This is a genomic window from Streptomyces sp. NPDC012508 (assembly GCF_042902595.1).
GTDB lineage: Bacteria > Actinomycetota > Actinomycetes > Streptomycetales > Streptomycetaceae > Streptomyces.
In genome coordinates this window covers 1,300,116-1,312,020 of the sequence record NZ_JBIBEO010000001.1, presented here as the reverse complement: position 1 = coordinate 1,312,020, position 11,905 = coordinate 1,300,116, and the positions used below count along the sequence as shown (strand labels likewise).

The 11,905-nt window shown below is 73.0% G+C and carries 15 protein-coding genes; 10 read left to right on the top strand and 5 right to left on the bottom strand.

Annotation, left to right across the window (positions count from 1 at the left end):
• Positions 1 to 99: 99 nt before the first annotated feature.
• Together rpsN and rpmB are read right to left on the bottom strand one after the other, a co-directional pair.
• Positions 100 to 405: a 30S ribosomal protein S14 gene (gene rpsN / locus ACFY8U_RS05675; RefSeq protein ID WP_389565993.1), complete on the bottom strand. Its 306-nt coding sequence runs from the start codon at positions 403 to 405 to the stop codon at positions 100 to 102.
• Complete coding sequence (gene rpmB, locus ACFY8U_RS05670) at positions 405 to 641, bottom strand: 50S ribosomal protein L28 (protein WP_389565990.1); 237 nt, start codon at positions 639 to 641, stop codon at positions 405 to 407. Before rpmB ends, rpsN begins: the two co-directional genes overlap by 1 nt.
• An 82-nt stretch (positions 642 to 723) precedes the next feature.
• On the opposite strand from rpmB, the gene rpmG reads away from it, so the two are divergent.
• From rpmG to ACFY8U_RS05640, 6 genes are all read left to right on the top strand, one after another.
• The gene (rpmG, locus tag ACFY8U_RS05665) at positions 724 to 888 is read left to right on the top strand and encodes a 50S ribosomal protein L33 (protein ID WP_318101116.1); all 165 of its coding nucleotides are present in this window, start codon (positions 724 to 726) and stop codon (positions 886 to 888) included.
• Positions 889 to 955: 67 nt separating this feature from the next.
• Positions 956 to 1,201, top strand: a complete 246-nt coding sequence (locus ACFY8U_RS05660; protein ID WP_361443476.1) for a type B 50S ribosomal protein L31 — start codon at positions 956 to 958, stop codon at positions 1,199 to 1,201.
• Complete coding sequence (locus tag ACFY8U_RS05655; protein ID WP_389565986.1) at positions 1,201 to 2,352, top strand: CobW family GTP-binding protein; 1,152 nt, start codon at positions 1,201 to 1,203, stop codon at positions 2,350 to 2,352. Before ACFY8U_RS05660 ends, ACFY8U_RS05655 begins: the two co-directional genes overlap by 1 nt.
• Before the next feature lie 145 nt (positions 2,353 to 2,497).
• Positions 2,498 to 2,776, top strand: a complete 279-nt coding sequence (gene rpsR, locus ACFY8U_RS05650) for a 30S ribosomal protein S18 (RefSeq protein ID WP_389565983.1) — start codon at positions 2,498 to 2,500, stop codon at positions 2,774 to 2,776.
• A 105-nt stretch (positions 2,777 to 2,881) separates the two neighbouring features.
• Positions 2,882 to 4,147: an NAD(P)/FAD-dependent oxidoreductase gene (locus ACFY8U_RS05645; RefSeq protein WP_389565980.1), complete on the top strand. Its 1,266-nt coding sequence runs from the start codon at positions 2,882 to 2,884 to the stop codon at positions 4,145 to 4,147.
• Positions 4,148 to 4,280: 133 nt separating this feature from the next.
• The gene (locus ACFY8U_RS05640; RefSeq protein ID WP_389565978.1) at positions 4,281 to 4,448 is read left to right on the top strand and encodes a hypothetical protein; all 168 of its coding nucleotides are present in this window, start codon (positions 4,281 to 4,283) and stop codon (positions 4,446 to 4,448) included.
• A 52-nt stretch (positions 4,449 to 4,500) separates the two neighbouring features.
• Here ACFY8U_RS05640 and ACFY8U_RS05635 read toward each other — a convergent pair whose 3' ends face one another.
• Entirely contained in the window at positions 4,501 to 5,232 is a 732-nt protein-coding gene (locus ACFY8U_RS05635; protein WP_389565976.1) for a MerR family transcriptional regulator, read from the bottom strand.
• Between the two features lie 54 nt (positions 5,233 to 5,286).
• Between ACFY8U_RS05635 and ACFY8U_RS05630 the strand changes: the two genes are divergently transcribed.
• Together ACFY8U_RS05630 and ACFY8U_RS05625 are read left to right on the top strand one after the other, a co-directional pair.
• A complete protein-coding gene (locus ACFY8U_RS05630) occupies positions 5,287 to 5,577 on the top strand; it encodes a hypothetical protein (protein ID WP_389565973.1) in 291 nt (96 codons plus the stop codon).
• 81 nt (positions 5,578 to 5,658) lie between these two features.
• Complete coding sequence (locus tag ACFY8U_RS05625) at positions 5,659 to 6,525, top strand: heavy metal-responsive transcriptional regulator (RefSeq protein WP_389565971.1); 867 nt, start codon at positions 5,659 to 5,661, stop codon at positions 6,523 to 6,525.
• A gap of 207 nt (positions 6,526 to 6,732) precedes the next feature.
• On the opposite strand, the gene ACFY8U_RS05620 is transcribed toward ACFY8U_RS05625, so the two are convergent.
• Positions 6,733 to 7,305 carry a TetR/AcrR family transcriptional regulator gene (locus ACFY8U_RS05620; RefSeq protein ID WP_389565969.1) on the bottom strand — a complete coding sequence of 191 codons (573 nt, stop codon included), beginning with the start codon at positions 7,303 to 7,305 and terminating at the stop codon, positions 6,733 to 6,735.
• A 141-nt stretch (positions 7,306 to 7,446) separates the two neighbouring features.
• Between ACFY8U_RS05620 and ACFY8U_RS05615 the strand changes: the two genes are divergently transcribed.
• Both ACFY8U_RS05615 and ACFY8U_RS05610 read left to right on the top strand, forming a co-directional pair.
• Entirely contained in the window at positions 7,447 to 8,238 is a 792-nt protein-coding gene (locus tag ACFY8U_RS05615; RefSeq protein ID WP_389565966.1) for an SDR family NAD(P)-dependent oxidoreductase, read from the top strand.
• A 327-nt stretch (positions 8,239 to 8,565) separates the two neighbouring features.
• On the top strand, positions 8,566 to 11,025 hold the full coding sequence (locus ACFY8U_RS05610; RefSeq protein ID WP_389565963.1) for a CehA/McbA family metallohydrolase: 2,460 nt from the start codon (positions 8,566 to 8,568) through the stop codon (positions 11,023 to 11,025).
• 22 nt (positions 11,026 to 11,047) lie between these two features.
• On the opposite strand, the gene ACFY8U_RS05605 is transcribed toward ACFY8U_RS05610, so the two are convergent.
• A complete protein-coding gene (locus ACFY8U_RS05605; protein WP_389565960.1) occupies positions 11,048 to 11,830 on the bottom strand; it encodes a TSUP family transporter in 783 nt (260 codons plus the stop codon).
• Between the last annotated feature and the right edge of the window lie 75 nt (positions 11,831 to 11,905).

Below are 11,905 nucleotides of genomic sequence, written 5' to 3'. Positions count from 1 at the left end.
AGGGGAGGTCCTGGCGCCGGGTGCCGACCCGGTCGCCCCACTGCGGGAATCGGGAACGCGGTGGGGCGATCGGAGGCCGGCCTCGTCACAGGGACGGGGTCACCAGGAGGACTTCGTCACGCCGGGGAGGAAGCCGGCGTGTGCCTGCTGCCTGGCGCGGACCCGGGAGAGCCCGAACCTGCGCAGGTAGCCGCGCGGGCGGCCGTCCACGGCGTCGCGGTTGCGTACCCGCGTGGCGCTGGCGTCACGCGGCTGACGGCGCAGCTCCGCGAGCGCGGTCTCCCGTTCCGTCGCGGTGGAGGACGGGCGGCGGATGACCGCCTTGAGCTCGGCCCGGCGGGCCGCGTACCGCTCGACGATCACCTTGCGCTTCTCGTTCTGCGCGATCTTGCTCCTCTTCGCCATCAGACCTTCACTCCCCGCGCGCGGATCCTGGCCACCGCGGCCTCGACGCCGATCACGTCCACCGTCTTGATCGCCCTGGCGCTCAGCGTCAGACGGACGTGCTTCCCCTCGCTCGCCAGCCAGTAGCGCTTGCGCTGGATGTTCGGGTCGAAGCGGCGCGAGGTGCGCCGGTGCGAGTGGGAGATGGAGTTGCCGAATCCCGGCTTGGCGCCGGTCAGCTGGCAGTGGGCGGACATGAGTGGTGCACCTCTCTCGATGAGCTGAGCATCGATGCGCATCGCGTATCGATAATGAAAACCATTGCCATATACTAGCCTCATGGCACGCAACGAGATCCGCCCGATCATCAAGCTCCGCTCCACCGCCGGAACCGGGTTCACCTATGTCACCCGCAAGAACCGGCGCAACGACCCCGATCGGCTGGTGCTCCGCAAGTACGACCCCGTCGCCGGCCGTCACGTCGACTTCCGCGAGGAGCGCTGACGGCCCCCGTCATCCCCGCATCCACCCCGTCCCACCCCGGCCCTGACCGACCCCGAAAGATCCCGCCATGAAGCCTGGAATCCACCCCGCCTACGGGCCCGTCGTCTTCCGCGACTCCGCCTCCGGCACCGCGTTCCTCACCCGGTCCACCATGACCAGCGACAAGACCGTCGAATGGGAGGACGGCGCGACGTACCCCGTCGTCGACGTCGAGATCTCCTCCGCGAGCCACCCCTTCTACACGGGCACCGCGCGCGTCATGGACACCGCCGGACGGGTCGAACGCTTCGAGCGCCGTTACGGAGCCCGTTGATGGACCACGCACACCAGCTCCCCGTCGTGATCGTCGCCGGGCTCCACGCCGACGCCCGTAAGGAGGTGGTCGAACACCTCCTGCGGGCCGTCCCGGCGAGCGCGGCGCTGCACCACGACCTGACCGGAGCGGCCGACGGCACCGTGCTCCGTACCGTCCGCGACGCCTCGGGCACCCTCTCCCGAGGCGAGACACCGCTGGTCAACGACTGTGCCTGCTGCGCACTGCGCGAGGACCTCGTCCCGGAGCTGCACCGCATGGCGGACAGCGGGGCGACCCGTCTCGCCGTCGTCGAGCTGTGGGACTCCGTCGAACCCAAGGCCATGGCGGAGGTCGTCGCCGCGCACGGCGGGGGCCGCCTGACGGTGGCGAGCGTGATGACCGCCGTGGACCCCGCGCTCGTCCTGCCGTACCTGGCCAACGGCGACGACCTCGCCGAGACCGGCCTCGCCGCCGCCCCCACCGACCGGCGCACCGTCGGCGACACATGGGCCCGCCAACTGGAGTACGCGCCCGTCCTCGCCCTCGTCGACAGCGAGGAGGCCGACGAGGAGGACCGCGCCCTCCTCGCCCAACTGCACCCCACCGCACGTCGGGTACGGGCCGATTCCGTCGAACTCGCCCGCGCGGCGTTCGCCGGCTTCGACGTCGAGGCCGCCGCGGCCGCGCAGCACCCCGCGTGCGCACTCCTGCCCCAGGAAGCGGACGAGGCGGGCGTCGCCACGTTCGTCTGGCACCGCCGACGGCCGTTCCACCCCGAACGCCTCTACCAGGCACTCGAGGACCTGTGCTGCGCCGCTGCCCGCAGCCGCGGTCGCTTCTGGCTGGCCGACCGCCCGGACACGCTGCTCGCCTGGGACGCGGCCGGCGGCGCCCTGTGCGTGGAGAGCGCGGGGCCGTGGCTGGCCTCGTTGCCCGACGCGGCCTGGGAGATGGTCCCGCCGGTACGCCGGGCAGCCGCAGCGCTGGACTGGCACCCCGACCACGGCGACTGCTGCCAGCACCTGGTCTTCACGTCACCCGGCCTCGACCGGGACGGCCTGGAGCGGCTCCTCGACTCCTGCCTGCTGACGGACGCGGAGTACGCGTCGGGCCGAGAGGCCTGGAAGCGTCTGCCCGCGGCCTTCGACTCCCTCCTGGACGCGGCCTGACCCCGTACGGCTGCCGCCTGGCCACCGTACGGCCGCAGGCTGTCCGCTCGACCGCCGTCCGGCCGCCGTTGCCGGACCCGCCCACACCGCACCGATCACCGATCACGACCTATAGCCGATCGCCGACCGCACGAGGAGAGCCGCCATGGCCCGCCGCCCCGACCCCCGCAAGCCCACCAAGCCGCGCCCCAACCCGCTCGACGCGGCCGGGATCACGTACATCGACTACAAGGACACCGACCTGCTCAGGAAGTTCGTCTCCGACCGGGGGAAGATCCGAAGCCGTCGCGTCACCCGCGTCTCGGCCCGACAGCAGCGCCGACTCGCCGCCGCGATCAAGAACGCCCGCGAAATGGCCCTGCTGCCCTACGGCGGCCGACAGCACCAACGGGGCCCGGTGGCGGGCGTGTCCGCCGCGGCCTGAACACGCCTCACCCGAACGGCAGTTCTCTACACTTGGTCATGCGCCTGACACGGGGGCGCTGCAAAACTCCCATAACGGCAGCAACCCGAAGGGGGCGATCAGCGCATGACCAGGCCTGAGAGCGCGGGACACGACTACGACGTCGTCATCAGCGGTGCCAGCCTCGCGGGCAGTGCGGCGGCGACCTTGCTGGCCCGGCGCGGCGCCCGCGTCGCCCTGCTGGAACGCCGCTCGGACCCCGAGGCGTACAAGGTGCTGTGCACCCACTCCATGACCGCCGGCGCCTACCCGGTGCTGGACGAACTCGGCCTCGTCCCCGCTCTGGAGAAGGCGGGAGCCGTCCGCAGCGAGGCCCGCTGGTACACGCGCTGGGGATGGATCGAGCCGAGGGCCGCGCCCGCGGGCCCCGAGCTCCCGTACGCGTACAACATCCGGCGCAGCGTCCTCGATCCGTTGATCAGGTCTCATGCGGCCGGGACCCCGGGCGTCGACCTGCTCCTCGGGCATCGTGTGACCGGGCTGGTCGGGGAGGCCGGGCGAACCGTAGGGGTGCGCGCGACGACACCGGAGGGCGAGCGCGAGATCCGGGCCCGCCTGGTGGTCGGCGCCGACGGCAAGGACTCGACTGTCGCGAAGCTCGCCGGGGTTCCTGAACGGCAGCACGAGAACACACGGTTCGGTTACCTCGCGCACTTCCGGAACCTGCCGCTGCCCGGCGGGATCGGACAGACGTGGTTCCTCGAGCCCGACATGGCGTACGCGTTCCCGAACGACGACGGGGTGACGGTCCTCGCGGTGCTCCCGGACAAGAAGCGGATGCCCGCTTTCCGGGAGGACCTGGAGGGCAGCTTCACCGAGTTCGTACGCGCCCTGCCCGAGGCGCCGGCCATCGACTCCGCCGAGCGCGTCTCGAAGATCATCGGCCTGGTCGACTACCCGCTGCACAGCCGCAGGCCGACCGCACCGGGCGTCGCGCTCATCGGCGACGCCGCCCTGACCGGTGATCCCCTGTGGGGAGTGGGATGCGGCTGGGCTCTGCAGTCCGCGCGATGGCTGGCCGAGGCGGTCGCCCCGGCCGCGACGGGGCGGGGTGACCTCGACAAGTCGCTCGCGGTGTACGCCCGCCGACACGCTCGCCGGCTGCGCGGCCACCAGTACCTGGCCGCCGACTTCGCCAAGGCCCGTCCGTTCAACCCCATGGAGCGGCTGATGTTCTCGGCGGCGGCGCGGGACGAATCGGTGGCGCGGCACATGCACCTCTTCGCCAACCGCCTGATCGGCCCGCTGCGCTTCCTGAACCCCCTGGCGGTGGCCAAGGCTTCGACGGTGAACCTCAAGCACCGCAGGGCGACCGCGGCACCCACGCGCTGAGGGGCACGCACACGCGGAGCGGGCACCCTCAGGCTGAGCGGGTGGCACCCGCGCGCTGAGGACGCGGATCAGGGAACCGACAGGATTCCGGCCGGACCTCGCCCCGGCGGCGGTCCGGCGACATGCTCGTACGGTGGTCTCCTTCTGGTACACCGACGGCGGGGTACGCCGGGCTGCCCGCACCCTCGGGGCCGTGGGCGTGGCCCTGGCCACCGCCGGCGTCGCCCTCGGCTCCCTGTGGCTGCTGGGGGCCGCGGCCTGGCTCCTGATGGCGGCGATCGGCATCGAACTGCTGCGATGAGCGGGGGCCGATCGGCTCCACGCCCGGTGAGTGCGGACCTCGCGGCCGGTCGTCACGCGCCCAGCTGTGCGCGGATGAGTGCGTCGAGTCGCCGCCAGGCCGGGGAGGAGGCGTTGACCATGCCCTGGACGAGGGCGGGGATCTCGGAGGCCGGGTCGAGGCCGGGCAGCTCGTCCGCCCCGTAGCGGTTCCGGGTCGCCGCGACGGCCCTGTTGGCGAGGTCGTCGATACGGGGATCGGCGGGGTCGAGGTCGTGCGCGCGGTCGTAGTCGAGGAAGAGCTGCCGTAGCGCGGGGTCGGACAGGCTGTCGGCCTGGTCGTGGAAGAGCGTGTTCGCCTGTTCCGGGCGGGTGGCGAAGACGAGGATCCACAGGTCGCGCTGCAGCTCCACCCAGCGAGGCGTGAACCCCCACTGGGCGAGCTGCTCCAGAAAGGCACCGGCCTCGGAGGGCAGCGGGTCCACGTGCCCGTCGGCGAGCCGGCGCAGACGCGCTTGCGTCGCCCGCAGGCGGTCGATGCGCGCGGTGAGCTCGGCGTCGACCTCGCGCAGAGCCTGCCGGAACTCCTCGTCGGTCGCGGATCTCAGGGCCCGGATACGGGCCAGGGGGACACCGGATTCGGCGAGGGTACGGATCTTGATCAGTTCGATGGCGTCGTCGGCGCCGTAGCGACGGTAGCCGGACGCGTCACGGTCGGGCTCGGGGAGCAGCCCCTTGTCGTGGTAGACGCGGATGGCCTTGATCGACACCCCGACGTACCCCGCCAACTGCCCGATGGTGATCACCCTGCCATCGTGCCACTTGACCCTTCCCCTGGGGCAGGGTCGCACCATGGCGCCATGACCGAGATGAAGATCGACCGCGACACTCTGCGCGAGCTCGCCGACGCGGGCAACGAATCCGCCCTGGACCGACTGGCGGACCTCGCCGATGCGGCCGGTGACCTCGAAGAGCTGAGCGAGCTGCTGGACGAGGGATCCCCGCGCGCCGGGTCCCTGCTCACTCGACGCGCGTCCGCGACCGGCGACGTGCGCGAACTGCAGCGCATCTGCGACGCGGGGTACGAGGAGGCGGGGGAGGAGCTGGACCGACTTCTGAAGGCGCGGGCGGAGGGCCCTCGGGCCGGCTGAGGCCGGGGCCGGGAAGCCTGCCCGGCCGGGGGTACTCGGGGCTTGACCTTCGAGTCGGGTGGAAGGTCTACCGTCGGAGGTGTGACGACCTACCGCATCTCGCAGCTGGCCGAGCGTTCCGGCGTTCCGGCCACCACGCTGCGCTTCTACGAGACCGCGGGGTTGCTGCGCGCCGGGCGGACCGCCTCGGGGTACCGGGTGTACGGCGAGGACGCGGTGGACCGGTTGGTGTTCATCACGTCGGCGAAGCGGCTGGGCCTGGTGCTGGCGGAGATCCGCGACCTGCTGGAGGTCCGGGAGGAAGGCGTGTGCGCCTCGGTCCGGGCCCGGATGCTGTCCCTGGTGGCCGACCGGATCAGGGAGACGGACGGCAGGGTCGCCGAGTTGCGCGCCTTCTCCGACCGGCTGGGCGGGGTCCACGCGGTACTGGGGGAGCCGGCACCGGACGGTGCGTGCGGACCGGACTGCGGCTGCACGTCCGCCCCGCCGGCGACGGCGGCTGGGCCGGTACCGGTCACGCTCTCCCCGACGCGCCCCGGGACCACCGGTCCGGCTGCGACCGACTCGGCTGCGGACGGTCCGGTCGCGGGAGGTCCGGCTGCGGCCGATGCGGCTGCGGGCGATCCGGTAGCGGGCGGGGAGGTGTGGCGGGAGGCTCCGGTGGCCTGCACACTCGGCCGCACCGAGCTGAGTGAGCGCACGGAACAGTGGCGGGCGCTCGTCGCCCGAGCTGGGCGGCGCGAGGACATCGACGACGGCCTGCGACTGTCCTTCCCGCCGGACGCCGACCTCGCCGGGCGGATCGCAGCCCTCGCGGCGACCGAGCAGGGATGCTGCGCGTTCTTCGACTTCACCCTGCGCCTGACCCCCGACTCCCTCCAGCTCAGTGTGCGCGCGCCTGAGAGCGCCGCCGGGATGCTCGCCGGCCTGTTCGGAGCGCCCGCATGACAGCGTGGCGGGCGAACAGGCCCGGCGCGCGGGAGCCGTCGCGGAGGTGGAGCCGGTCCGCGCCTCCGGTCGGATGCGGACCGCGCTCCTCGCCGCCGTCAGCCATGAACTGAGCGCCCTGCCCGCCGCCCGATGGGCGGCTGCTTCGAGCGGGCCTCGTGGTCCGCGGCGGACGCACGCGACCGACGGGTGCGGGCGCCCAGACGTCTACGGGGTCTGCGTCGGGGTGAACTTCGTGAGGATCAGCAGGGTGTCGACGAGGTCCTCGGCGGGGGCGCCGGTGGCCAGGCGGCGCAGCTGCTGCCCGAAGACCAGGGCGACGGCCACGCCCGCCAGGCGTTCGGCGTCCGCCGCGCCGAGGTGGGTCAGGATCCGGGTGGCCAGCAGGTCGTAGGCGGCGAAGCACTCGGCCGCGGCGGAACGCAGCCGCTCGTCGCGACCGGCCTGGACGTACAGCTCGAACGGCGCGATGTGGCGGCTGTCGAAGGCGTTGCCGCCCGCGACCTGCGCCACCACCTCGGCAGCCTGCCCGATGTCGAAGCGCTCGTCGGAGCAGGCGTCGGCGAGCTCCGTGAAGTGCCGGGTCTCCTCGGCCACGAAGTGCAGCAGGCTCTCGCGCAACAGCTCGTGCTGGGTGGCGAAGTGGTACGTGACGGAGCCGAGGGAGACTCCGGCCTCCTTGGCGATCCGCCGGTTGGTGAGGGCGGCGATGCCGTCCTGCCCGATGATCCGCAGTACGGCGTCGATGATGCTCTGGCGAGTGTCGGAGGCATGGGGCATGTCGACATTCTGCCCCATGGGCCGCCGCGACCGCCCGTGCGTGGGTGGGCAGTTGGGGATGTCCGGGGTGTGGACAGGTCGCAGAGCGATCTCTACTGTTCGTTCGAACGAACAGTAGGGGGCGGCCGTGCGGGAGTCATCATGGACATATCCGGATCGAACGTTCTGCTCACCGGGGCTTCCGGAGGCATCGGCTCAGCCCTTGCGGCGCGCCTGGCGGCCCAGGGTGCCCGTCTTACGGTCACCGGGCGCAGGGAGGATGCCCTCAAGGTCACCGCGGACGCCTGTGGCGCCCGTACCGTGGTCGCGGATCTGGCCGTGCGGTCGGACATCGTCCGGCTCGCCGAGACGTGCGCCGAAGCGGACGTCCTCGTCGCGAACGCCGCCCTCCCCGCCAGCGGCGATCTTCTGGACTACACCGAGGAGCAGTTGGACCGCGCCCTCGACGTGAACCTGCGCGCGCCCGTCCTGCTCTCCCGGCTGCTCGCGGCGCACATGGTGAGCCGCCGCCGCGGCCACATCGTGCTCGTCGGTTCCATCTCCGGCAAGGCTGCGACCAAGTCGACCTCCCTCTACAACGCCACGAAGTTCGGGCTGCGCGGATTCGCTCTGGCCCTGCGCCAGGAACTGCGAGGGACGGGGGTGGGGGTGTCCCTCGTCCAGCCCGGCTTCGTCCGCGACGCGGGGATGTTCGCGGCCACGGGCGCCACCCCGCCGAGGGGCATCAGGACCGTGACTCCCGGACAGGTCGCCGACGGCGTCGTACGAGCGGTCCGCCGCGACCGGTGCGAGGTCAACGTGGCACCGCTGGAGCTGCGGTTGCTCAGCGCCGTCGCCGGGCAGTTCCCCGGGTTCGCCGAGCGGGTCCAGGCCCGAGCGGACGTCGACGGCTCCGTGCGACAGATCGTCGAGGCCCAGCGCGCACACCGTTAGGCGCGGGTGGCTCCCTGCCGCCGGGCGGGACCTCCGCTCCCCGCCCGTCTCCGCCCGCGCGGGACCTCCGCTCCCCGCCCGTTCGCACCCGGGCGGGACCCCCGGCTCTCCCCGCCGAGCGGGACGGCGACCGTTCCCCGTCCCTCCTCGCCCCCGCTGATCCGCCCTCGCCCCCGCTGATCCGCCCTCGCCCCCGCGGATCCGTCCGCGCCGCCCGCGTCCGAAGGCACCGCCCCCGCACGTCCCCGCAACGCCCCCGCACGCCCCCGCACGTCCTCGCACCCGAACGCCCTTCCACGCCACCCCACGTGAACGGAGAGCACGACTGTGCCGAGTCAACACCTCCCGAACGCCGTGCCCGGCCCGCCTCCCGGCCAGGACGTCGAGCGCAGGTCCCTGCTCCGCTTAGGGACCCTGCTGGCCGCGGGCGGAGCCGCCGCGCTGGTTCCCGCACCGATCGCCCACGCCTCGACCAGGGGCACGGGCACGGACACGGTGACGACCACCTACAAGGGCCGCGCCCCGTACGGCAACGACCAGTGGGCGTACGTCGCCTTCGACGTCCCCGCCGGCGTGCAACGGATCTCCGTCTCCACCACCCACGACGCCACCGCCGGCATCCTGGACCTCGGAATCTTCGATCCGTCCCGCTTCCGCGGCTGGTCGGGCGGCGCACGGTCGGGGTTCACCCTCTCCGCGGCGGACGCCACGCCCGGCTACATACCCGGGCCCGTCGCGCCGGGGAGATGGTCCGTCGTCCTGGGGCCGATCGTCGGCGCCACCGGCGGCATGGCCTGGCAGGTCGACGTCACCCTGCACCGCGGAGACCAACTGCCCTCGACTCCGTACGACATCCTGCCCGGATCCGTGGCCGGACGGGGACCCGGCTGGTACCGGGGCGATCTGCACCTGCACAGCGTGCACTCCGACGGGCAGCGCACAGTGGACGAGATCGTCGCGGCCGCCCGCCAGGAGGGGCTGGACTTCATCGCCACGTCCGACCACAACACCAGCTCCACCGGCGTGACATGGCGCGGCAACATCCCGACCGATCTGCTGGTCGTCAACGCCGAGGAGGTCACCACGCGCCACGGCCACTGGCTGGCCGTCGGCCTGCCCCAGGGCGAATGGGTGGACTGGCGCTACGGCGACCAGGGGGCGTTCGAGGGCCACGCCCGGCGCGTGCACAGTCTGGGCGGCCTCACGATCGCAGCCCACCCGCTCACCCCGGCGCCGGGATCCTTCTGGGAGTTCGGCCTCGACCGCGTGGACGCGCTGGAGGTGTGGAACGGGCCGTGGACCCTGGACGACGCGGCCAACATCGCCGCCTGGCACGTCATGCTCTGCCTCGGCAAGCGGGTCGCCGCCGTGGGCAACAGCGACGCCCACAGTCCCGCGGACGCCGTCGGCCGGCCCCACAACGTGGTGTACGCCGACAGCCTGTCGACCCCCGCCGTGCTGGACGCGCTGCGCCGAGGCCGGTCGTACGCCGTCGAATCGACCGCCGTGGCCCTGGACTTCACCGCCCGCGGCGGAGGGAGAGCGGCGGGACCGGGTGAGGAGCTGCCCCTGTCGTTCTTCGACACGGTCGACGTGACCTTGAACGTGACGGGCGCTCCGGACAGCATCGCCACGCTGTACACGGAGTGGGGCATCATGGCCGCGACCTGCATCGACGGCACCGGCAGGGGGCAGTTGCGCTGGCGCGGCTGGGGCAAGGCATCCCTGTTCGCCCGGGCCGAGGTGCGCCGGCTCAAGCCCGCCTCCACCACACTGGACCAACTCGTGGCCATCACCAACCCGGTGTGGTTCCACTCCGCTCAACTGCCCCCGTACGACGTCGAGCGGCGCGCGCTCTTCCACAGCGAGCGCCGCCCCGACGGGTCGTGGAGCAGCATGCGTCCGCTGCCGGGAGCCTCGGCCGGCGAAGCGTCGTTCGCGGGGGTCCAGAGCGCCTCGGCCGGTATGGCGGACGGCTCCGTCGTGGTGCTGGGCATCGCGCCCGACAACGGGCTCTGGCTGACCACCGTACGGGGTTCGACCACGCTCCAGCCGTGGCAGCGCGTCGCAGGTCCGGACGGCTCGACCGGCTTCACCGTCCGGGAGGCGGACATCGCCGCCTTCCCGGACGGCACGTGCCAGATCGTGGTGACGACCATGGACGGCACCACCTACCACCAGCAGCGTCGCGCCGACGGCGGGCTGCCCGGCTTCCGTACGGTGCGAGGCTTCACGGCGAACAGTCGCTGGGGCGCGACGAAGGTGTCGATCACCGCCATGCCCGACGGGTCCGCCCAGTTGCTCAGCTACGGCACGGACGGTTCCATGTACCACTGCGTCCGCGGGCGGGACGGTGTCTGGACGGCCTGGGGGCGTCTGGCCGGCTACGGCGGGGCCTCGTCGTTCGCCGGACCCGCTTTGGCGATCACCGGAATGCCCGACGGTTCCTCCCAGGTCCTCGCGATCGGCCTCGACGGGAAGGTCTACCACCAGCTGCGACGGCCCGACGGCTCCTGGACCGGATTCCGGCCCCCGCGGGGCGTCACCACCGCCACCATGGGGGCCAGCGCCATCGGCATCACGGGGACACCTGACGGCTCCGCCCAGGTGGTGGCGGTCGGACTCGACGGCCGGATCTGGCACAACATGCGGAAGCCGGACGGCTCCTGGACACCGTTCGCCCAGATACCCGGCCCGAACGGGAGGGACGCCTTCCCCGCGGGACAGGTCCGCATCACCGCACTGCGTGACGGCACGACGCACGTGACGGCCATCAGCGCCGGCTAGACGCGGGCGCAGGGCCGGTGGCTCACAGGGCCTGCGTCGCGTAGAGGGCGCCGATCGCCGTGGCCAGCGTGCCGAGCAGCAGGCGCAGGGCCCGGTCGGGCAGGTGGGGCTGGAGGCGGGCGCCGAGGTACCCGCCGACCAGTCCGCCCAGGCCGCAGGCCAGCCCGAGCCACCAGTCGGGGGCGACATCACCGGAACTGGCCAGGGACAGCGCCACGTACGCGGCGGCGCCGACGACCGAGGTGGCGAACGTGGCGGCGAGCGCCGCCGGTGCCACCCGGGCCATCGGCAGGCCGCGGGCGGCCAGGATCGGCCCGAGCAGCGAGCCGCCGCCGATGCCGTAGATCCCGCCGACCACTCCCACCCCCACCGCCAGCGTGGTGAGGACGACCGGCGACGGCTCCGCCGCGGACAGCGGCCGGTCGCGGGCCGGGGCGAGCGTGCGGGCGCACAGCCAGAGCCCGAGCGGCAGGAGCAGAGCGGCGATCAGCAACCGGAAGACCCCCGGGCCGGGGAGGGCGTAGACGCGGATGGCGGCGCCGAGCACCACCCCCGGCAGAGTGCCGGCGGTCAGCCGCCGTGCCAGGGGGCCCCGCAGCGCGCCGTCACGGCGGTACCGCCACAGGGCGCCCGGCCCGGCCACCACGTTGAACAGCAGGTTCGTCGGGGTGATCGCCGGGCTCGGCACCCCGAAGACGCTCAGGTGGACCGGCAGCAGGAACACCGCCCCGGACACGCCGACCGGCGCGGTCACCACCGCGATGAGCAGCCCGGCGGCCAGCCCCGCGCACACCGTCCACTCCACCCGGCTCCCCGCCCCTCAGCCACCGCCCGGACAGTATCCGCACACCGGCCGCCCGACGGGGCACCGGCAACGAGA